The sequence below is a fragment of the Cohaesibacter celericrescens genome, assembly GCF_002866925.1.
In the GTDB taxonomy this organism is placed as follows: domain Bacteria; phylum Pseudomonadota; class Alphaproteobacteria; order Rhizobiales; family Cohaesibacteraceae; genus Cohaesibacter; species Cohaesibacter celericrescens.
This window is the reverse complement of record NZ_PKUQ01000022.1, coordinates 20424-41714: the sequence shown is the minus strand read 5'-3', so window position 1 is coordinate 41714 and position 21291 is coordinate 20424. Positions and strand designations below refer to the sequence as shown.

Here is a 21291-nt window from a genome sequence, read left to right as displayed (position 1 = left end):
ATGCCCCCCTTAACTGACCTTGATCTTGCCCGTCACCGCAGCGTTGATCAGGCTTGTTTTATATTCTTTCAGTGCTGCGATCTGGGATACCTTTAGTGAGATGGCGGTGTCGATTTTGCTGCGTTCGGTCTCAAGATAAGTTGTGATTTCGACGCGCTCAGCTTCTGGCGGAATTGGAACGTAAATTGAGTTGAGATTTGAAGTTGTTAGCTGGTTTATAGTTGCGGTTAGAAATGATCCGGCGAGAATTTTAAATATTTCGCTATTTAATATTTGAAAAATATACCTATTTATTTCAGATCTAAATACAGTTGTGAATGCACCGAAACTTGAGCCTTCATCCTTCGCTGAGGCAAATGCGCATTTGCCAATCAAATCTCGGCTCCCGTTTCTAGAACAGATAAGAATATCTCCGCCTTGAATGATTAAACGACTCGGTATGCGCATATTTATGTATTGATTAAGTTCTTCGCCATATGAGAACTTTCCATCCTTAAGATTTGAAGAGCGCAACACGAGAGTGCCTTCCCCATCATCGCAAAGATCTTTGGGGTCATATGTTAGCCCAATGATTGCTTTCCCCAAGTGCTTTAGTCGCTTAACTTCCCAATGCACCGGGATCTCGCCGATCCAGTCGATGCCACTGTCTTTCATGGGGGCGTCGGGGTTGAGGCCTCTTGTCACGGCCTGCTGGATCAGGATCTGCCTGCGCTCCTTTAAAAGCGCGATCTGCTCCTCCTTGATCCGCACCGCCTCATCAATCTTGCCGCATTTTGTGTCGAGGAAGGACGCAATGGCGCGTTGTTCGGAGAGTGGGGGCAAAAGAATGGGGATTTGCTTCATGCGCGATTGGTTTAGGTCCCATTGACCGATGCGAACGCCGTCCGACGCAGACCCGAAGTAGGACACATAAAGCATGCTGCGGATCGCGATATTGAAGAATCGCGGATAAACCTCGCGGGTGAAATCGAAGATGAAGTAGGCAGGACTGACGATCCCCGTATGTGCCGAGACACCGTAAGAACCCTGCCAGGCTTTCATCTTGTTCATGCCAAACTGGCCTTTGCGCAGCAACTTATAGCCACTGAGGTCGTCGGGGATGTAGTTGTGATTGCTGTCCTGATCCTCAATGTCGCGTTCGATAACGCCTTGCTCGCGGGTTATCGACAGAAGCGGCAAATTCGGATGGTTCTTTTCGGAGACCGCCGACAGCGTCGAGCCGAGTCTTTCGACATCCCAGTGGGACGGAACATCGCCGACCCAGTCGAAGCCGCTGTCTTTATAGCTATCGTGTTTGGAGCCGGCCGATATAGTCATTCCACCGGCTCCAACTTCGTTGCCACTTCCACGCCGAGAATGTCGGCGATCAGACCGTCGGCTTTTTCTTCCAGAGCCAGAATATCCTCGGTCACCTCATCAAGACTGCGCAGGGGCTTGTGGCGGTAGAAATATTTGTTGAAGCTGATCTCATAACCGATTTTGACGCTGTCGAGATTGATCCAGGCTTCCTCGACATGTGGCTTTACCTCGGCCAGGAAATAGTGGTGGATGCTGTCTTTGAGTGGCACCGACTCTGCATCACGTAGATCGCTTGAGGATTCATAGGTCAGATAGCTGCCATCGCCCTGTCGGTAATAGCCGAAATCTGAAAGATCGCTCGCTTCACAACCGAGGCGTTCGGTCAGCGCGTCGATATCACTGCGTGAGAATTTGTGTTTCTTGGCAATGACCTTCTTGGCCTTCTCGTCATACCAACTGACTGCATTGAGTATGGCATTCTTCTCAGTCGCAGAAAGTTTGAGTTTGCGAGTCTTGATCGCCTTGTTCACAGCTTCGCGGAATATGTTGAAGTCGGCAGTTTCGTTCTTGCCGATATCACCCATTAATAAGGTGGCGGTTTCTAGCAAATCCCGCAGCTTGAGCCAATATTTGGTATCGAGCAATTTGCCCCGCTGCTTGGCGTTGAGGTTGATGCCCTGTTCCTCGCACCAAGCGATGATCGTCTTGGTCATCTCTTTAAGGAAGCCGGTCTCATAGACCTTGTCGCCATGTTCAGCCCAGATCCATTCCATAGGCTCGCGCAGGCTCTTATCAAACCGCAGGGGAGCAAGATGCTCAATAGAAAAGCCTGCGCTTCGTCGATCTGGCCGCTCGATAGACACCTTGTGATAACCAAAATCTTTATTGTCGAAGAGTTGCGCTGCCATGCCGACCGGATCATTGTTCGCATCAATTTCGCGTTCAATCGGATTAAAGGCAAAGCAGGCCTTGGTGATTTCCTCGATATGTTCATCAGTGAATTCACAATTCTTGTCGCCAAGATTCTTGCGCAGCTTCTTATAAAGCAGATTGGCGTCAATCAACTGAACCTTGCCGCGTCGTCCTTCCGGTTTGGCATTGGTCAAGAGCCAGATATAGGTGGTAATGCCGGTGTTATAGAACAGGTTATTGGGCAACTGGATAATGGTGTCCAGCATGTCATTCTCGATGATATGGCGGCGGATGTTACTCTCTCCGCTGCCCGCATCGCCGGTAAAGAGGCTTGAGCCATTGTGAACCGAGGCAATGCGCGAGCCAAGGGGGCTGGTGCCGGTCGATTTCATCTTGTTGACCATTTCCATAAGGAACAGCAACTGGCCGTCTGATGTGCGCGGCGTGGCGTCGAGTTCTTCTTCTTTGCCCCAATAATCCTTAAGCGTCACACGGAAGCGCGAGTCAATCACCTCCTTGCCGTCTTTGATATATTTGACCTCACTGTTCCAGCTTTTGCCATAGGGTGGGTTAGACAGCATGAAGTCAAAACGGGTGTGGGAAAACTCGTCTGTGGAAAGGGTCGAACCGACACGAATATTCTCAGGGTTGTTGCCCTTGATCATCATGTCCGACTTGCAAATAGCATAGGTTTCGTCGTTGATCTCCTTGCCAAAGAGATAGACGTCCCCGTCTGCACAAATCTGGCCGTCGGGGTCGGTGATGTAATTTTGTGCTTCGGTCAACATGCCGCCCGAGCCGCAAGCGGGATCGTAAATTGAGATGACGCCTGGTAGCTTGTCCTTGACCGGGTCGAAGACAAGATGGGTCATGAGGTGGATCACCTCACGCGGCGTGAAATGCTCCCCCGCTTCCTCGTTGTTTTCTTCGTTGAACTTTCGGATCAACTCTTCAAAGACATAACCCATGCCGAGGTTGGAAAGGCCTGGCAGGATGTTGCCATCAGGGTCTTCGATGTTGTGCGGGGTCAAGTTGATGTTTGGCGAGACAAATTTCTCGATGACATCAAGCAGAACCTGCTTTTCCGCCATGTGCCGCATTTGGTCGAGCAGTTTGAAGCGGGCTATGATTTCTTTCACATTGTCACTAAAGCCGCAGAGATAATCCTCGATGTTAGCCAGAAGGATCTGCTGATTGTTTGTTGCGGTACCGTGGATTTTCTTCATCGTCCATTTACTGGTATTGAAGAAGACATAGCCGGATGCAGCCTTCAGCGGCTCATCGTCCAGCTCGGTCTCTCCCATGTCTTCCTTCTGATATTTCACCTCCTCAAGTACCGCATCCTTGGTTGGCTCCAGCAGTGAGTCAAGACGGCGCAATACGACCATGGGCAGGATGACGTCGCGATATTTGCCGCGCACATAGACATCGCGCAAGCAGTCGTCGGCAATGCGCCAGATGAAGGAAACCAGATTGTTATGGGAGACTTGATTCATTTTTCTTCGATTCAGTAGACAAATACAATAAGTGGAGTTGCAGAGAAGGTATCGCCACCGAAGGCAATCCGCAAGGCGATATGAATTGGCTATCTGCTATTTTGCGTTGCAAAGTTGGTCTATTGAAAACCGGACGGTTGCCGTGAGGCTTTCGCCATTCACATCTCATTGCTGAAGCCGCAGATAATTCCAAAGCATAGTTGGCTTAAGTACCCTACGATACTAGCAATTTATCGATTTTTGGCTTATTAATTCAGATGTCCGCAAACTGATATCAACGCCTTTTCCTTCGCTATGACGACATACTTTTTAGATAAAGACCCTGGCTACTCTCGTAAATTGGATATCACTCTCTGGTCTGACCATTGGGTCATGTCAGAATTAATATCCGAGCTTCGGATGCAGCATTTCCCAGGAAAAAGAAAAGATCCGATAACAAGGAATCTCAATGTCCTGCTTTCGAATCTTTATGCCTGTTGGAGCGACGATCCCGAGTTATGTCTCGCAGTGCCAATGTCTCCAAGTTCCTACAGCAAGCGCAGCCGTTATAATCCCTCCGGTGTTACCAAGGGCATGATCGAAGTGGTACACACGCTTAAAAAAGCAGGAATGCTAGAACTGGCGACTGGTTTTTATGATCACAGCACCAAGATTGGTAGAACGACCCGTATTTGGCCCACAGAGATATTGTCTAATGACCTAAAACAGCTCTCGGAGGCATTTGTAAAGGTTGCTTATTCCTCATTTAGTGAGCCGGTTGTCCTTCGAAGTGAAAAAGAGAAAGACATCGAATATGAGGATACACCTGATACTCAGCGTATGAGAGACAACTTGCGGGCATACAATTGGCTGTTGGCCCGTACTTTTATCGACATTCCTGAGCTGGATAAGCCTCAGATCACACTTGGCAACAACGCTATACTTTCCATCAGCCAATCGGACACTTTCGTCCGTAGGATCTTCAACCGTTCGCGTTGGGATAAGGGTGGGAGATTCTATGGCGGCTGGTGGCAAAATTGTCCCAAGGAGTGGCGTTCGAAAATTCATCTGAACGATCAGCCTACCATCGAAGATGACTATTCCGGCCTTCATATTGTTATGTTGTATGCATGGAAAGGGATCGATTACTGGTCATCTGACGGTCCGAATGATGATCCCTATGCAGTCGAGAATATATCCTTCATTCAAAGCTCAAGCTTAGTCCGCTCCTACGCTAAAGCATTAATGCTCATGGCAATCAATGCCGATAACGACAGTAAGGCATTCTCAGCATTTCGTTCTTCGTATGCTCAGCAGGGAGACGATGACGCACAACACTTTTCTAATGTGCAATTAGGCGAATTGCTCGAGGCATTGAGAAACAAACATCAGCCAATTGCAGAATATCTTGGAGCTGGGTGTGGGATTGATCTTATGTACAAGGATTCTCAAATTACTGCCTCAATCATCAATGATTTTGTTGAAGCAGGCAGACCGATCCTTTCCATTCATGACAGCTATATTGTTTGCTTCGGGGATGATGCCAGGTTGAGAGATGCCATGCAAAAGGGTTTTGAAGAAGTGACCGGTGTCAAGAATGTCCATTTGAAGCGGATTGGCATTGGCTTCCATCAACTTCTCGATTCCAAGGCTGATCCAACTGCTTATCTAGATTATAAGCTTTCCCTTGAGAATGCCGTCAACCAACATAAATCCAATGGCTATATTAAACGGATGGAACGCTTTTACTCCCACTGATTTTATTTACAGATGTACCTCGGTAAAGGTATGGAGGAGTAGTAATGATCAATGGTATTCATTACATAATAACGTATCATATCTAGAGCTAGAACCCCTATCTATCCTTCCTCTCTATCCTTCCTCTCATTACTAGTCCCTTTTTAATCTCGACAGTGTAGTGTGAGTGACATCAAAGCATTAGATCAAGGCTGAATATAGTCACCAGAAGCCTTCAGAAGCTCTCTCAGTGCCTTCTGTTACCCTTTGGATCTTCTATCTAGACAGTGTAGAAATGGCGTTTAGCGACTCTCAGGGGCGCTCCTCAGGCCACTCTGAGATTCAATATCCGAGCATGATTGGTGCCAATGAGTGAGTCTGGAGTTCAGCATCCGCTGCCAGTTCGATACCGGATACTGCAAGGCCTAGACATTGGGAATCTTGACACTGAGATACATATGTGTGATACAAAGTGATACACAGACAATGCTAGTGTATTGAAATTATTGGTTTTATCGGGATGTGGCGATTGTCCCTTCCTCTCCGCCATCAATCCTCGTATATCGTTGAAAATAGGAAGTTTTCCGAAACGGGAAAATTTATTTCCCGATTCGTTGCAAAGCTCGGTATTGATGAACAACCCTACGACAGGGATATAGGGCTTGGTTTTGAGATAGGGACAAGATCATCTCGGTCACGTTCCCAAGTAGCCCTCTAAAGCAAAATTACACTTTTCAGCAACTCCATGAGCCCAAAGCCTGTACAGGTGAGGCAGTTGTCTAATCCTATTCTTGCAAGTGAACGGTCATTAGTTTTTAGCTGAGTCGCTGCATATGCTTCCATCGCTTACAAAATTATTGGGATGCGTTGCAGCAGCTTTGGCTAAAGCCGATAAGTGTCGATTTCTAATCAAAAGAAAAATTTCAATGTCCCTAGACAACTGGTCTGATCGTCCTTATTTGACTATCTATGAATGAACGAACAATATCAAAATATCAAAATATCAAATACCGGACACTGGAGGCGACAGATGACTCAATGGGGTTGTTAATGCCGATCTAAATGCGTAGATCAGTGTTGTTGTCGTCCCAAATGGTCTTTCTACACTGCTATCTCTTCTGAAAATATACTCGCTTTCTCTTTGTTTGAATATGTCTTGGAGGAGAGTTAGCCGCGGCTTGGAATCGTGCTGTGACGCTCATCGTTTGAGACACCAACCGCTTGTTCCCGGCCTTCAGTGGCGGAGAAGAGAAAAGGCGCGGAATTCCCTTAGACGATATCAGGCAGGCAGTGCTAGCTTCTGTCATCTATTGCCTTTGGAAGGGGTAGGGATAATCACCCTTCGAATAACGATGCTTCATTGAAGTCTACTTTGAAGCCCTATGAGGGTGATACCCCTCAGAACCGATGTTTAAGCTTTGACTGGTTAATAGACGACTGGTCTACTTTATATAAGGATCTCATGTCATGAACCGCTTTACTTTTCAGAATCCAACAAAAATCCTTTTCGGCAAGGGGCGCATCGCTGATCTGGGTGATCAGATTCCTGCTGACGCAAAGGTGATGATCCTTTACGGCGGCGGCAGCGCTGAACGAACCGGTGTGCTGGGGCAAGTGCGTGACGCACTTGCTGGGCGTACGGTAGTGGAGTTTGGTGGAATTGAGCCCAATCCGCGTTTTGCCACAGCACTCAAGGCTGTTGATCTCGTGGCTGAAAAGGGCATAACTTTCTTGCTGGCCGTTGGCGGAGGATCGGTCATCGATGCAACCAAGTTTGTCGCCGCGGCCGCCAAATTTGACGGTGATGCATGGGATATTTTAAAGTCTCATGGTTCAGTTGTTACACAAGCAATGCCTTTTGGATCCGTGCTGACTTTACCTGCGACTGCATCTGAAATGAATTCCGGATCTGTGATCACCCATGCTGAAAAGGGTGCTAAACTTCCATTTATGAGCCCGTATACATATCCTGTATTTTCCGTGCTTGATCCAGAAGTTACATATACACTCCCTAAACGCCAAATTGCGAATGGTGTGGCCGATGCCTTTGTACATGTGATCGAGCAATATCTGACTTATCCGACCGGTGCTCGTGTTCAGGATGGTTTTGCTGAAACCCTCCTGCGTACGTTGATCGAACTGGGGCCTGAGGCACTTGAGAAACCGGAAGATTACGACATTCGTGCCAATCTAATGTGGACTGCAACGCTCGCTCTCAATGGGCTCATAGGGGCTGGTGTTCCACAAGACTGGGCCAGCCATATGATTGGGCACGAAATTACAGCGCTGAATGATACAGACCATGCGCGTACGCTTGCCGTTGTCTTGCCATCATTGCTAAACGATCAGCGTGGTCCTAAGCGTGAAAAATTGCTTCAATATGGGAAAAACGTTTGGAACATTGACGAGGGAACCGATGACGAGCGGATTGATAAAACGATCGCAGCGACACGTGGGTTCTTTGAAGATTTGGGCATTAAGACCCGTCTTCGTGATTACAATGTCGATGCTGCGGGCATTAATCACATCGTCACCGCTTTGGAAGAGCACGGCATGACCGCCCTTGGTGAACATCGCGCGATCACACCCAATGATGCCCGTCGCATTCTAGAAGCCGCTCTATAATCGGCTTCAAAGCCATGGGAAAAGCAGACAATCCGCCATTGGAGCACGCAAACCGCTCCAGTGGCGGGTCATTGAACTCGTCTGGCCTATGGGCTGATAGGTAATGTTGGTCGTCGTCGTTGATTGTTCAAGGGTCTCAGGGAGAGGTGCTCAATAAAAAAGTGGCCCGAAACAATCAGGTCACTTTTTGATGATTGGCTCATGGCCAACAGGCATTGTTGTTCCTAGTAAATGAGATTAACGCAACTTGGATGGAGCGACCGCTGCGATGGCAATGAAAAGAATACCAATTACAATGCCGATCATCTCACCTGATAGGTCGTCAAATAGGGCAGGGTAGCCGCTTCCCTCGATGCTACCAAGCGTGCTTTTCCCGCCGGCAATATCGTTTAACAAGCCTGTCGCTTTGACGCCGGAATAGGTCACCATGTAAGCGGCTGCACCAATAAGGCCACCGAGAATGAAAAACAGCGCATCCTTGCGTCCCGTGGCGGCTGCGGTAAGGCTGGTTCCCGGGCAGTAGCCAGCAAGAGCAAAGCCAGTACCTAAAAGAAGCCCGCCGACAAATACTCCACCGTAGGCGGCTTTCACCGAGAGATGCCCGACATCGACTAGGCCGGTGAGGATACCAAGGAACATCAGCAACGAAGCAGCGCCGATGGCTAGCATAATGGTCTTAAGTAAATGCAGGTTTGTTAAATTGAGCATTCGAATGATGTAGCCGGGATTGGTTGCACCAACACGGTCAAGAGCAAAGCCAAACAGGCCACCAATCAAAATTGCCAAAATGATAGTCATGATTTTAGCCCTTCTTTTTATAGAGTGCCAAAGCCAGCGGGAAAGCTGCAGCGAAGGCGCCGAGAGTAAAAATGTAGCCTGATACAGCAGTCTGCATCATACCGCTCATCATATGCCCAGACGTGCAGCCACCTGCCATGCGGGCTCCATACAAAACGATGAAACCGCCAACGAAGGACCAGAAATAGCGCTTTGTTGTACTGGAGCCGAATTTCTCACGCCAAACTTCGGGCATTTGGCTTTCTTCTTTGGTCACGCCACCACGCAAGTATCCTGAAATTGCTGCACCACCGAGCATGGCAAGCACAAAGACGAAACTGTAATTAAGCGGGTTTGCAACGCTCTCGGCATATTTGCCACCGCTCTTGTTGAGATATGCATTAGGACTTGAAAAACCGCTTTTGGCTGTTTCATCAACGGTTACAATGTCAGAACTTACAGCGTCCCAAAGCATACCATCAAGGATGACGAACTGGGTCGATACACCAATAGGCTTGACCAACAACACGGCGAGAAAAAACACGCCACCGAGCAGCAGTCCACCCAATTTCCAATTGAGGATCATTTGTCTTCTCCATTATTTTCCTCATCCATCCAACCTGTTCTGAAAACACCGGAAGGGTGAGTGACAATATTAGAAAATACAAATATACGAAAATAAGAAATAAAACAATTCTTATTTACCATTCCTCACAGCCCTTGGGCCTGATGATGAAAATTTTTCAGGATAGTTTGCTTCTTAGTCTGTGTATCTCATTGATGATGTTACGTTACGTTTTTCCAGTCGCCAGTGGCACTATGAGGCACGCATCTCCACTCCTATCATTAAATAAAATATGGTCATCAAGTCACAGCTTTCACGGAAGTCGCGATTTCTTGGATGGTAGGAAGAGCTCCTTGGGCTTGCTGGGCTATTGATGCTTTGTCGATGCCAAAATGATGATAAAGACTTTGAATCGATCCGGTTTGACCAAAGTGCTCAACACCCAGAGGGATGGTTTTATGCCCGCTAACGGCGCCCAACCATGACAATGTAGCGGGGTGGCCATCAATCACGGTCAATAGAACACAATGGTTTGGCAGTTGGCTGAGTAACCGTTCAATATGGCAGGTTGCCTTTCGATTCCCTCTAGCGCGATCTCGTTGTGCAGCGGTCCAGCCGGCATTCAGTCGATCTGCCGACGTCACCGCCATAACGCCGATATCGCGATGCATCTCTGCCAGTTCACCTGCAGCACCAATTGCTTCGTTCGCGATAACGCCCTGATAGGCAATCACCAGCTCGCAGTTGGGGCCTGGTTGGCGCATCCAATAAGCCCCATCCACCACATCTTGTTTGAATTTTTGATCGTTACGGGCAATTGGCTGTTCAATAGGATTGGTAGACAGTCTTAAATAGACTGAACCACCCGTTTCATCTCGCAGCCAAGTGCGCTCGTTGGGATCGCCCTCCCCATCCTTCTGCATATATTCAAAAGCCCAATGAACAATGACCGCAAGTTCATCAACGAATGCTGGCTCAAATGCTGCCAATCCGTCTTGAGACAAACCAATGAGTGGGGAGCCAATGGATTGATGCGCGCCCCCCTCGGGTGCCAATGTAATACCGGAGGGAGTACCGACAATCATAAAGCGCGAATCCTGATAGCAGGCATAATTCAACGCATCGAGACCGCGCGCCACAAACGGATCGTAGACGGTCCCTATGGGTAATAAACGTTTCCCGAACAAGGAATGGGAAAGCCCTGCAGCACCAAGCAAAAGAAATAAGTTCATCTCCGCAATGCCTAGTTCGATATGCTGGCCCTCCGGTTTGAACTCCCATTTAGCAGTCGAAGGAATTTTCTCATCGATGAAGGTGTCTGATTGTTCTGTGCGTGCAAATAGTTTGCGGCGGTTGACCCAAGGTCCAAGGCTGGTTGTGCCCGTAACATCAGGAGAAGTGGTAACAATGCGATCAGCAAGCGCGCTATCTGTTTTTGAAATATCATCAAGGATCTTGCCAAAACCATTTTGAGTGGACATCTCTCGCGTGGAAGAAAGCTCAATGGCATTGACGGGAATTTTTTTATCCGAGTATCGCCGCGCACCTTTGGCAAAAAATGGGGTTTGATCTAGAAATGCCTGAAGGGAAGGGGTGTCTTCTACCGTAGCAAATTTATCCCATTCTTGACCTTGCGCGACACCCATATGGTCTTGCCAAGCCGCCATTTGGGATTTGTTCATCAGGCCGCCATGGTTGTCTTTGTGCCCCGCAATGGGGGTGCCCCAACCTTTGATCGTGTAGGCAAGGAAACATACCGGCCTGTTATGATCGATTGATGCAAACACGTCGGCCATGGTGGACACGCAGTTGCCGCCAAGGTTTTCCATCAGAGCCGAGAGTTCATCATCACTGCGCTTTTCTATCAGCTTTGAAACATCGCCCTGATCCCCTAGATCATCTAATAGACGTTTGCGCCAGACGGCTCCCCCCATAAATGTGAGGGCAGAGTAGAGCTGGTTTGGGCAGTTGTCGATCCAGTCTTTGAGCTTATCGCCGCCGTCTTCTTCAAAAGCGGAGCGTTGCAATTGTCCGTATTTGACGCGGACAACATCCCAGCCAAAAGCAGCAAAAATGCTTTCCAGGCGCTGAAACAGCCCTTCGCGAACGATACCATCCAGAGACTGCCGATTGTAGTCGATAATCCACCAAGTGTTCCGAAGGTCATGTTTCCAGCCTTCTTGTAAACACTCATATATATTGCCTTCGTCTAACTCGGCATCCCCTACTAGGGCCACCATACGGCCAGATGGGATGTCTCGTCCCCAAGATTTGGCTAGAATGTAATCCTGTATGAGAGACGCAAAAGATGTTATTGCAACACCAAGACCAACCGAACCGGTTGAGAAGTCTACATCATCAATATCCTTGGTGCGGGACGGATAGGATTGAACACCGCCGTAACCACGAAAATTTTCCATCTTTTCACGGGTTTGATTGCCCATAAGATACTGCATGGCATGGAAAATTGGAGATGCGTGGGGTTTCACGGCCACCCGGTCTTGGGGTCTGAGGGCAGAAAAATAGAGTGCCGTCATGATGGAGACCATCGAGGCAGATGACGCTTGATGACCTCCAACTTTGATGCCGTCCTCTTTGGGGCGGATGTGGTTGGCATTGTGGATCATCCAGTGGGAAAGCCACAATAGTCTTTGTTCAATGATTTTCAGATGATCCACGATGTTAAACCTCTAGCCGTTGCGATAAGTGTAGCTGTAGCCGTTAAGTGCCGGAGCCCCGCCCAAATGGGCATAAAGCACTTTGGAGCCTTCTGGGAAAAAGCCCTTCTTCGCCAAATCAATCATGCCTTGCATGGATTTGCCCTCATAAACAGGATCCGTAATCATTGCTTCGGTGCGTGCAGCCAAACGTATTGCTTCATTGGTTTCATGACTAGGAACGCCATAAGCCGGATACGCATAATCGGGATTAATGACAATTTCATCGTCACGAACTGCTCGTCCAAGCTCGACCAGTTCAGCGGTATTGTCAACAATATCTCGCATCTGTTGACGCAATTGAACAGGCGTGCCAGAGCCATCGATGCCAATCACTTTATCGGCCCGATCATCTGCCGCAAAACCAACAATCATACCTGCTTGTGTGGAGCCCGTGACACAACAGACCACGATATAGTCAAACTTGAAACCCAATTCAGCTTCTTGGGCGCGGACTTCTTCCGCAAAACCAACATAACCAAGGCCTCCATATTTGTGAACGGATGCGCCAGCGGGTATAGCGTAAGGGACGCCGCCTTTGTCTCTTACGGATTGAAGCGCCGTTTCCCAGCTTTCGCGAATACCAATATCAAATCCCTCATCCACCAAGCGGCAATCGGCACCCATAAGGCGGGTCATGAGAATGTTGCCAACGCGATCGTAGACAGCGTCATCATGCGGCACCCAGCTTTCCTGAATGACCACACATTCCATACCGATTTTTGCCGCTGTCGCAGCAACCATACGCGTGTGGTTTGATTGGACGCCGCCAATCGATACGAGTGTGTCTGCGCCAGAAGCGATGGCATCGGGGACAATATATTCGAGTTTGCGGAGTTTGTTGCCACCCATAGCAAGGCCTGAGTTGCAGTCGTCGCGCTTGGCGTAAAATTCTACGCCGGCGTCAATTGCCTTACTCAGTCGAGGCAGTTTCTCTATCGCCGTCGGGCCAAAGGTAAGTGGATAACGTTCAAATTTTTTGAGGTTCATGGAGTTTCCTTCTCAAATGTGTGCCGACCAAAGGATACAACGTCACTGATGGAAGGTGCTTTCTGATTTCTTTAATATTTTCCGATTTTATCTTTATGGGAGAGGGTCTAGATGGTAATTGGCAAGATATGTCGTGTAATTATGGAAGATTCTTTCATGAATTTTGAAATTGATAAGATTGACCGAAAACTTTTGAAACTCATGCAATGCGACGGGCGCATGTCAAATGCCGAGCTTGCTGAGAAAATAAATGTTAGTCCCGCCACCTGCCATAGGCGCACGCAGCGGCTTTTCGACGAGGGCATTATCACGCATGTCCGCGCTCAAGTGAACCCGCAAGCCGTGGGGTGCAGTGCATTGGTGACGGTCGGCGCTATATTGGAAAGCTCTACCCCTGAAAGCTTTGAAGCATTCGAACAGGCCATTTGCAAATTTCCATTTGTATTGGAATGCTACTGTGTAGCTGGCGACTTTGATTACCTGCTTAAGGTACGTGTTCGAGATACGGCAGATTTCAATCGGTTGCACAGACAACAGCTATTGACTTTACCCAATGTCCGGCAGCTTAGAAGCTTTTTTGTTTTGAAAGAAGTTGTCGAAAATGCCCCGTTAGATTTTTAACAGGACCTGTTTTTGAAATGCGGAGGCATTCCGAGGGGAGGAAAAGGAGCCCGTGAATTTGCACCAATGATTGAAAGGTTGGCTCCCTGAATTGGTCTTTGCTACAGGTGTATCTATTGTGATTTTCTTAAATCTGGGGCATCATTCCTAATGTTGGGTATTTAATTACTTGAGTGTTTTAAGGCAGCAATCTAGGGCGCAGTATGTGGGGAGCCTGCCATTTAAGTTTGTTGTCAATGAGGTCCTTCCGTTTGGGTGGGCCTCTTTTTTTGTGCATGCTCCAAATAGGCTACCTCAAGTGATTGGCAAGTGAATTGCCTCGCCGCATGATGTAGATTCTACGCCCCCATCAATTAAAAAGACTATTGGCAGAGCATCTGCCAATAGTCTTTTCGTCTTGGGAGTGTTGTTAGTCTCGGTGATGTGTCTGCGTCTTACCAGCAGGTGAAACCACCATCCATGGCAAGATTGGCACCGGTCATGTAAGATGATGCATCAGAAGCGAGGAACTGGATAATCCCGTTATACTCGTCGACTTCGGCCTGACGCCCCATCGGTACGCGTTCAAGAAAAGCATCAATAAATTCTTTGTCATAGGATCCGGTTTTCACACCACCAAAAGAAACTAGATTGACGCGCACGCCTTGTTTGGCCCAGTAGGTTGCCAAATACCGGGTCATGTTGACCAAACCGGATTTGGACGCAGCATAGGAAATTGCTTTAACAAAAGGCACGCCATCGCGCTCAAGGCGGTAGGCATAAAGCGCCTGATTGGGCGACACACTGCCATACATAGACCCGACATTGATGATCGAGCCGCGTTTCTGTTCGGCCATTTTGCTACCGACCACCTGAGTTGTCAGCATGACGCCGGTCAGGTTGGTTTCGATAATCTCATCCCAATATTTCTTTGGATATTCCTCAAAAGGCGCGTTTTGGTCAGCGTCTCCATCCGGCTTGGAGTCAATACCGGCGTTGTTGACCAAAATGTCTGGCACACCCCAGTCGGCGGTTAACTGAGCCGTTGCTGCTTCCAACGCGTCTTTATCGGTAACGCTGGCCTCATAAACTCTGATGTTGTTTTCCAAGCCAGGGAATTTCTCAGCCACTTGTGCAGCGCTGAAGGGGCGGCGAGAAAAGATAGCAACTTTTGCACCGGCCTCGGCGAGAGACTTGGAAAATTGCGTGCCTAACTGTCCCAGTCCACCTGTAACAACTGCTACGCGTCCTTCCACAGTAAACAGATTATTCATATGACTTGATCCTTTCAATTAATGCGTGGCCCATACCAGAAACCTAGTCTCGTGGTCAGGACATTCGTTTCTAAATTGCAATCGTTTGGTCATGCCGAGCTGACGATCTATTTCTAAACATCGATTGCTCGGTCTTTTGCACTTTCTTTGGCGAGCGCCAGAAGTTTCTCTCGTCTTCGCGCAGAGTCTCCGGTTAGCCAGCCCCTGATGGATTTTGTGAAGACAAACAACAGGATGCTGCAAACCACAATGCCAAAGCCACAAGCAATGGGACGCTCGAAAAAGCCCATTAAATTTCCATTGGCGATTTGCATCGACATAATGAAATTGCGTTCCAACACAGGCCCCAGAACCAGCCCCAAAATGACGGGCGCGATGGGAAAGCCATTGCGTTCCATTAAATACCCGACAATCCCCGCGATCAGCATGATCCAAACGCCAAACAAAGTGTTGTTGACCGCATAAGACCCAAGGAAACAGCAAATCAGGATGATGGGAACAATCACAGAGCGAGGGATGGAAAGAACATGACGAGCAACTTTGATTGCCACATACCCTAATGGAAACAGCAAGAGGTTCGAAACAAAGAAGGTCAGAATGATAGCCGTCGGCATCGTTGGGTTTTCAACAAACAACCGAGGGCCGGGGGCTACGCCCTTCATGAACAGAACACCAACTGCGATGGCCGTCACCGCATCGCCGGGGATGCCGAAAACCAGTGCCGGAATCCATGCGCTCGACAGGCCTGCATTGTTGGACGATGTTGCTTCGACCAAACCCTCTGGGTGACCGGTGCCATATTTCTCCGGTGTTTTGGAAAAGCGTCGGCTCATGCCATAGGCAATCCAGGCTGCCAAATCTCCGCCAACACCGGGCAATGCTCCTACTGCGGTGCCAAGCGAGGCGCCGCGGATCATTGAAAATGGATATTTACGCAACAATCCAAAGACCCCCTGAAAGGGAACAATCTTGCCGATCTTGGGCATCTCTCCTTGGCCGAGTCTGTTGGTCGTGAACCCGCGCAAAATCTCGGAAAAAGCAAACATACCGATCATGACGGGAATGAAAGATACGCCTCCCATAAGTTCGATCTCACCGAAGGTGAAGCGTGGTGAGCCGGTGGTAATATCCAACCCCACAGTGGCGATGAGCAGGCCTAATAATAACGAGACAAACCCGCGGACAACATTGCTGCCGCTAACCAAAGCGCAGGTCAAAAGCCCCAATAAGGCGAGCCAGAAGAATTCAAAACTCGAAAAATTCAGTGAAACCCGTGCCAAGAGAGGGCCCGTCACCAACAAAACCGTCGCGCCGAACAATCCGCCCAGAGCAGAGAAGAAAAAGCCAAGGGACAAGGCCTTGCTAGCCTGACCATGCAATGTCATCTGATAGGACTCATCGGTATAGGCGGCAGAGGCTGGGGTGCCAGGAATGCGCAACAAGGTGCCGGGGATGTCGCCAGCAGATATGGCCATCGCCGTACTAGAGACAATCAGGGCAATTGCGGGCAATGGCTCCATATAAAAGGTGATTGGTACGAGCAGCGCTGTAGACATTGTGGCGGTCAAACCAGGCAAAGCACCAATGAACAGCCCATAAATTGAACCAAATAAGATGGCCATTAGAACTGAGGGGACAAGCAGAAGGCCCAAACTTTGGGTGAGGATTTCAAAACTCATGGAAACAAACCTTCCAACAAGCCAAGAGGAAGTGGCACCAAAAGCGCTTTAGAAAAGCCGACATAGAGCGCAGCAACAACACTGATCGAAACAATAGCTGTTATTTTGACACTGGTTTTCATTAGCGTCATTAAAACGGCCATATAGACCACGCCGAGTATCGGAAACCCGATCACCTCAAACAGCAGGCCGCCAATAACGAGGCCACCAAGGCTCCAGATTGCAGCCAATTTATCTAGATTGGGAACGCTCCATTCTGATATATCAATGAGCGGCTCTTTCAGATTGGACGTAAAACTGCCAATCAGGATTGAAAGTCCTAAGCCCAAAAGACCTACGCCAATCAGCGTTGGCATAAGATCTGCTCCAAACCGCACTCCGGGGACGGAGGGGAGCCCTGAAGCCCCCCAAAGTACCACCACTCCGAAGAGTAAGATTGCGGGTCCGGTAATCCGGTCGCTTATTCTCATAAGGTAAACTCCGTGACTGGCTTATTTGGCCAGACCAACAGCTTTCATTGTTTCTGCCAGACCGTCGCGAGAGGCCATCACTGTTTTTTCAAAGCTTGCAGCATCCTGATAGGCGACGGAGAAGCCACGAGATTTCATGAAGCCACGGAACTCTTCATTTTCGGTGATGTCTTTAAGAGCCGCCGAAAGAGCATCGATTGCTTCTTGTGGCATCCCGTCGGGAGCAGCAAGGCCACGGAAGGGCAAAGGTGACCACTTAATATCAAAAAGCTCGTCTGTTGTTGGCAAGTCAGGGAACAGTTCATTGCGTTCCCCCGAAATCAAAGCCAAGGTTTTTACTTCTCCAGCTTCAACCAAAGAACGGGCTTCGGCAGGGGAAGTGGAAACAACATCAATTGCACCGGCTGCCAGCTGTTGCATAGCTGGAGAAGAACCGGCAGAGGCAACCCAGTTGCTGGCTTCAGGGCTGATGCCCATCGTGTTCAAAAGACCTGCCCACGCAAGATGTGAGAGTCCACCACGGTTCGCGCCTGAAGCGGTAATTTTGCCCGGATGTGCCTTTACAGCTTCAATCAGCTTTTCGGCAGTATCAAACTCCGCTTTAGCGGATACGTTAATAGCAATAGCGTCAGCATTGTAGCGGCCGATATAATCATAATCATCAGGTGTAACGCCGGGCAGCCCCTGACTTTCATACATTGTGCTTTCAATGGTTATGACACCAAGGGTATACCCATCGGCTTTTGCATTGGCGATCGCAGCGTGCCCCACAAGTCCACCACCGCCGGTGCGGTTAACAACATTGAATGGCTGTCCAAGACGCTCTTGAAGACCTGAAGCGACCATGCGGGCCGTTGCATCGGTGCCGCCACCAGCAGACCACGGCACAATAATGGTAACAGCGCGTTCTGGCCATGCTGCTTGTGCGACCCCTACCGCAGACATAAGGGCAACAGCGGCAACCGAAGAACAAAAGATTTTCTTGACGTGTGATTTCATAATTTTAACCTCCCAAGGGTTTCGTGTCTTACGGGCGATAACCCCGTTATGGCACGATCAGATAACACTTGACTTATGACTCATGACATAAGTATTGTCAATATGGAATTAGAAACCTTAGGATCCTACATGGCTAAGTCGGCTGAAATGAAAAACAACCTTCAGATTCCACTGCGTCCTCGTGGCAGGCTTCATTCTGTTGTTTCTTCTGTATTGGAAAACAGAATACTCAATGGCGAGTTGAAGGTCGGTGAGAGGCTTGAATCAGAAAGCGCCATCGCGCGTGAGTTTGGTGTTTCGACCCGTGCTGTCCGTGAAGCCATACAAGAGCTTGAAGTGAAGGGGCTTGTACAACGGCGTCATGGAGAGCGCACCGAAGTCGTCCGGGATGACATCAACAGTTATTTGGATGCGTTGGCCGTCACCGTTCGCCAACAGTTTCATTCAAACTCTGACTATCTTCTGCAATTGATGGCTGTTCGCCGCATGATTGAGTCAGAGGCGCTGGAGATTCTGACAAACAAAAAAGATGTCCAGATGTCCAAGGTTGATGATGCAGTTAAGGGCATGAAAAAAGCACGGGATGATGGCGACTTCCCCGGTTTTGTCAACGCTGATGCGTCATTCCACTTGGCGCTGGTGCATGCCACAGACAATCAGATCCTGATGCGGATCTATGATAATTTTTCCGGCCTGATTAACGATGTGATCCATGTGACCAGCCGTATACCAATCAAATCTCTTGCTGATGCCTATCAGGAACACGCCGAGATTTATGAGTTGATCTGCAACCGTGATATGACGGGCGCTGTGGATCGCATTAGAACTCAGATTGACAACAGCGCTGATTATCTTCGTCAGGCCATCGAAAAGTCAAATATGAAACAGGCCAACAAAGAGGATGAAAATGGCTGAATTCGATTATTCTGATACCGATTGGCAGGCAATAGAAAGCTTGAAAAAATGGTACTCTGGCGACATTCATGACAGCATGGAAGCGCTTGGTCTTTGGGGGTGTTTAGAGGGGATTTCTTTACTGGGATCTCTTGAGCCGGGAGCTGTCATCTGTGGCCCTGCCGTTACTGTTCTCTTTGCTCCATCCGATCGCAAAGGTGAACCTCAGGACGTTTATCACAATGCCATCGATAACGTGCCCCAAGGCGGCGTTTTGGTTTGTGACGCTTCCTGCGCTCCGGGGTCTTGTTCCGGTGAACTGATGAGTACCGGTGCAAAGTCCAGCGGTGCAGCGGCTACAGTCGTCAATGGCACGGTCCGCGATTTGGCTCAAGTACGCACGCTCGGCTATCCGCTCTTTGGAACGGCCCCAAGCCCCATCGGGGTGACGGGCAAAAAAGAACCGGTAAAGAGCCAGGTTCCTTTGCAAATTGGCAAAGCCACGGTGAAGCCCGGCGATGTGATTTTTGGAGATATTGACGGTTTGGTCGTCATCCCAAAAGAACATGTTGCGGCAGTAGCCAAGCAAGCCGATGCGTTGGGCAAAGAAGAAGCAACGGCAAGGGACCGAATCCTTGCGGGTGAAAAATTGCAGAAAATTTGGCCTGTCTAAACGGTCAAGGCAATGGTTAGAAAATGAAAACTCCAGTCGAGCCATTCGCTTGATTGGAGTTTTTTCATAAATAAAGCATCCCAATATCGACCCGCCCTGCAGACATCTCTTTTCAGCCAGCAGCTCTAAATGGTGTGAGAACGCTCCAAACGCATTGATACAGAATAGGCAGAAAAAGGGTGATTGAGGGTGAAGAGGTACTTTTGAGACAAAGGCATCGCTGGATGGAAGAGGGCTAATCAAGACGGGATTAAATGGTATAAGATGTCGATCTATGTTGAGGACTGGGGGGCGTCAATTTGGTGTCTTCTGCCAAGGAATTTTCCGAGCTGGTTGTCACTATTGCGATGTCATCCAAGTGGAAACAATTGCGTCCATTTTCCTTGCTTAGATAAAGCTGTTTGTCCGCTCGTTCCAATATAGACTTCGCCGTGTCGCTCTTCTTTGACAGAGCCCCGCCAATTGACGCGGAAAATGAAACAACGTCATCGTCCAGAGCAAACCAAGATTCTTCTATAAGATGGATTATTCTCTTACCAATGGCTGCAAGTCCTTCTAACGAGGCGTTAGAAATTAGTATGACATACTCATCGCCGCCCCAACGGCAGGCGACATCCAATGGACGCAATACGACGGACAACGTTTTTGCGACTGTTGCAATCACCCGATCCCCAATGTCATGTCCCCATTTGTCATTTATTGATTTGAAATTATCGACATCCACAAACAACACGCCAAAGGGTACATTGTCGCGTTTTAAAGACTCATACATATTTTCTAATGAGATATCGGCATACCGGCGATTACCTATGCCCGATAGCGGGTCGGTGAGGACTTCATGGCGAAGCGCCTCGACTTCCGTTCTTATGGCAAGGCGCTGGCTGTTGTCCGAAAATATCTCAACGGATCCCATGATCTTTCCTGCCTCATCACGCATCGGAAAGGACCGCACTCGAACAGGAATTCTGTGCCCAGATTTATGGTGCATGTAGACATTCATTTCACGCGATTGCCCGTCTCTCATGCAGGCCCCCAAAGGGCACCCCTTCAAACACAGTTTATTGCCATACTCATCAACATGATTGAGCGTGTTGTCTGCACATCGTTTGCCGATAACTTCTTCCGAAGTGTAGCCGCTAAGATTTTCTGCCGCCTTGTTCCAATAGAGGACCTGACGCTTTCTGTTGACGAAATAGACGCCATCACTCAGAGAATCGAGGATTTTTTCGTAAAAATTTTGATCCATATTTCCTCAATCCCCCCACAGATCAATCATTATACGGTATTTTATCCAGAGAATGCAGGGCGCGGTTTCAGCTCTGCTTCGTCATTGTGAGTTTGCAACAAAATCATTAAGCCGAACTTACTATTGGTTGATGTTTGACATTCAACCACCTGTCCGCGGTGAAGTTTTCATCGTGAATAGTCGAATAAAATTGGTTGTGGGAAACTGTTTACCTGCATTGACTGAAAACGGAGTAGAAACACGCAGAAGAAGTAATAAATGGCGTAAAAACTTTACCTCTATAATGTTGGCACTCTGATTGTTTTTCTGGGTTTTTACGTTTCTGTCGACGGTTCGTTTTGTGCGTTAGAAACCCAATG

At 48.5% G+C, this 21291-nt stretch carries 16 protein-coding genes; 5 read left to right on the top strand and 11 right to left on the bottom strand.

Features of this window, described 5'->3' with window-relative positions; genetic code table 11:
• Positions 1-9: 9 nt before the first annotated feature.
• The gene (locus tag C0081_RS11420) at positions 10-1317 is read right to left on the bottom strand and encodes a restriction endonuclease subunit S (RefSeq protein WP_101533967.1); all 1308 of its coding nucleotides are present in this window, start codon (positions 1315-1317) and stop codon (positions 10-12) included.
• Positions 1314-3707: a type I restriction-modification system subunit M gene (locus C0081_RS11415; protein ID WP_101533966.1), complete on the bottom strand. Its 2394-nt coding sequence runs from the start codon at positions 3705-3707 to the stop codon at positions 1314-1316. Before C0081_RS11415 ends, C0081_RS11420 begins: the two co-directional genes overlap by 4 nt.
• Positions 3708-4079: 372 nt before the next feature.
• Between C0081_RS11415 and C0081_RS11410 the strand changes: the two genes are divergently transcribed.
• Positions 4080-5444 (top strand): hypothetical protein, encoded by a 1365-nt coding sequence (locus C0081_RS11410; protein WP_146006448.1) that lies wholly within the window; start codon positions 4080-4082, stop codon positions 5442-5444.
• Positions 5445-6890: 1446 nt separating this feature from the next.
• On the top strand, positions 6891-8048 hold the full coding sequence (locus tag C0081_RS11405; protein WP_101533964.1) for an iron-containing alcohol dehydrogenase: 1158 nt from the start codon (positions 6891-6893) through the stop codon (positions 8046-8048).
• 237 nt (positions 8049-8285) lie between these two features.
• Here the strand turns inward: C0081_RS11405 and C0081_RS11400 are convergent, their stop codons facing one another.
• From C0081_RS11400 to C0081_RS11385, 4 genes are all read right to left on the bottom strand, one after another.
• A complete protein-coding gene (locus C0081_RS11400) occupies positions 8286-8846 on the bottom strand; it encodes a DUF6691 family protein (protein WP_180966857.1) in 561 nt (186 codons plus the stop codon).
• A 4-nt stretch (positions 8847-8850) separates the two neighbouring features.
• Entirely contained in the window at positions 8851-9411 is a 561-nt protein-coding gene (locus C0081_RS11395) for a YeeE/YedE thiosulfate transporter family protein (RefSeq protein ID WP_101533962.1), read from the bottom strand.
• A 278-nt stretch (positions 9412-9689) separates the two neighbouring features.
• Complete coding sequence (locus C0081_RS11390) at positions 9690-12017, bottom strand: 1-deoxy-D-xylulose-5-phosphate synthase N-terminal domain-containing protein (protein WP_101533961.1); 2328 nt, start codon at positions 12015-12017, stop codon at positions 9690-9692.
• A 63-nt stretch (positions 12018-12080) separates the two neighbouring features.
• On the bottom strand, positions 12081-13097 hold the full coding sequence (locus tag C0081_RS11385) for a 1-aminocyclopropane-1-carboxylate deaminase (RefSeq protein WP_101533960.1): 1017 nt from the start codon (positions 13095-13097) through the stop codon (positions 12081-12083).
• Between the two features lie 111 nt (positions 13098-13208).
• Between C0081_RS11385 and C0081_RS11380 the strand changes: the two genes are divergently transcribed.
• Complete coding sequence (locus C0081_RS11380; protein WP_245417931.1) at positions 13209-13718, top strand: Lrp/AsnC family transcriptional regulator; 510 nt, start codon at positions 13209-13211, stop codon at positions 13716-13718.
• A gap of 434 nt (positions 13719-14152) precedes the next feature.
• Here C0081_RS11380 and C0081_RS11375 read toward each other — a convergent pair whose 3' ends face one another.
• The 4 genes from C0081_RS11375 to C0081_RS11360 all read right to left on the bottom strand — a co-directional run bounded on the left by C0081_RS11375 (position 14153) and on the right by C0081_RS11360 (position 18119).
• Positions 14153-14971, bottom strand: a complete 819-nt coding sequence (locus C0081_RS11375) for an SDR family oxidoreductase (protein WP_101533959.1) — start codon at positions 14969-14971, stop codon at positions 14153-14155.
• A gap of 113 nt (positions 14972-15084) precedes the next feature.
• Positions 15085-16650 carry a tripartite tricarboxylate transporter permease gene (locus C0081_RS11370; protein ID WP_101533958.1) on the bottom strand — a complete coding sequence of 522 codons (1566 nt, stop codon included), beginning with the start codon at positions 16648-16650 and terminating at the stop codon, positions 15085-15087.
• The gene (locus C0081_RS11365) at positions 16647-17120 is read right to left on the bottom strand and encodes a tripartite tricarboxylate transporter TctB family protein (protein ID WP_101533957.1); all 474 of its coding nucleotides are present in this window, start codon (positions 17118-17120) and stop codon (positions 16647-16649) included. Before C0081_RS11365 ends, C0081_RS11370 begins: the two co-directional genes overlap by 4 nt.
• Before the next feature lie 21 nt (positions 17121-17141).
• A complete protein-coding gene (locus C0081_RS11360; RefSeq protein ID WP_101533956.1) occupies positions 17142-18119 on the bottom strand; it encodes a Bug family tripartite tricarboxylate transporter substrate binding protein in 978 nt (325 codons plus the stop codon).
• 129 nt (positions 18120-18248) lie between these two features.
• Here C0081_RS11360 and C0081_RS11355 point away from each other — a divergent pair, with 129 nt between their 5' ends.
• Together C0081_RS11355 and C0081_RS11350 are read left to right on the top strand one after the other, a co-directional pair.
• On the top strand, positions 18249-19034 hold the full coding sequence (locus C0081_RS11355; RefSeq protein WP_180966856.1) for a FadR/GntR family transcriptional regulator: 786 nt from the start codon (positions 18249-18251) through the stop codon (positions 19032-19034).
• Positions 19027-19686, top strand: coding sequence for an RraA family protein (locus tag C0081_RS11350; RefSeq protein ID WP_180966855.1), 660 nt, complete (start codon positions 19027-19029; stop codon positions 19684-19686). The genes C0081_RS11355 and C0081_RS11350 overlap by 8 nt, the downstream gene beginning before the upstream one ends.
• A gap of 250 nt (positions 19687-19936) precedes the next feature.
• Here the strand turns inward: C0081_RS11350 and C0081_RS11345 are convergent, their stop codons facing one another.
• Complete coding sequence (locus C0081_RS11345; RefSeq protein ID WP_101533953.1) at positions 19937-20932, bottom strand: sensor domain-containing diguanylate cyclase; 996 nt, start codon at positions 20930-20932, stop codon at positions 19937-19939.
• Positions 20933-21291: the final 359 nt, after the last annotated feature.

Excerpts from the sequence above, each read along its gene's own strand:
- C0081_RS11415 (WP_101533966.1), bottom strand. The coding sequence starts at position 3,707 with ATGAATCAAGTCTCCCATAACAATCTGGTTTCCTTCATCTGGCGCATT.
- C0081_RS11345 (WP_101533953.1), bottom strand. The coding sequence starts at position 20,932 with ATGGATCAAAATTTTTACGAAAAAATCCTCGATTCTCTGAGTGATGGC.
- C0081_RS11355 (WP_180966856.1), top strand. The coding sequence starts at position 18,249 with ATGGCTAAGTCGGCTGAAATGAAAAACAACCTTCAGATTCCACTGCGT.
- C0081_RS11410 (WP_146006448.1), top strand. The coding sequence starts at position 4,080 with ATGTCAGAATTAATATCCGAGCTTCGGATGCAGCATTTCCCAGGAAAA.
- C0081_RS11400 (WP_180966857.1), bottom strand. The coding sequence starts at position 8,846 with ATGACTATCATTTTGGCAATTTTGATTGGTGGCCTGTTTGGCTTTGCT.
- C0081_RS11420 (WP_101533967.1), bottom strand. The coding sequence starts at position 1,317 with ATGACTATATCGGCCGGCTCCAAACACGATAGCTATAAAGACAGCGGC.
- C0081_RS11350 (WP_180966855.1), top strand. The coding sequence starts at position 19,027 with ATGGCTGAATTCGATTATTCTGATACCGATTGGCAGGCAATAGAAAGC.
- C0081_RS11380 (WP_245417931.1), top strand. The coding sequence starts at position 13,209 with ATGGTAATTGGCAAGATATGTCGTGTAATTATGGAAGATTCTTTCATG.
- C0081_RS11365 (WP_101533957.1), bottom strand. The coding sequence starts at position 17,120 with ATGAGAATAAGCGACCGGATTACCGGACCCGCAATCTTACTCTTCGGA.
- C0081_RS11395 (WP_101533962.1), bottom strand. The coding sequence starts at position 9,411 with ATGATCCTCAATTGGAAATTGGGTGGACTGCTGCTCGGTGGCGTGTTT.
- C0081_RS11370 (WP_101533958.1), bottom strand. The coding sequence starts at position 16,650 with ATGAGTTTTGAAATCCTCACCCAAAGTTTGGGCCTTCTGCTTGTCCCC.
- C0081_RS11405 (WP_101533964.1), top strand. The coding sequence starts at position 6,891 with ATGAACCGCTTTACTTTTCAGAATCCAACAAAAATCCTTTTCGGCAAG.
- C0081_RS11375 (WP_101533959.1), bottom strand. The coding sequence starts at position 14,971 with ATGAATAATCTGTTTACTGTGGAAGGACGCGTAGCAGTTGTTACAGGT.
- C0081_RS11385 (WP_101533960.1), bottom strand. The coding sequence starts at position 13,097 with ATGAACCTCAAAAAATTTGAACGTTATCCACTTACCTTTGGCCCGACG.
- C0081_RS11360 (WP_101533956.1), bottom strand. The coding sequence starts at position 18,119 with ATGAAATCACACGTCAAGAAAATCTTTTGTTCTTCGGTTGCCGCTGTT.
- C0081_RS11390 (WP_101533961.1), bottom strand. The coding sequence starts at position 12,017 with ATGATCCACAATGCCAACCACATCCGCCCCAAAGAGGACGGCATCAAA.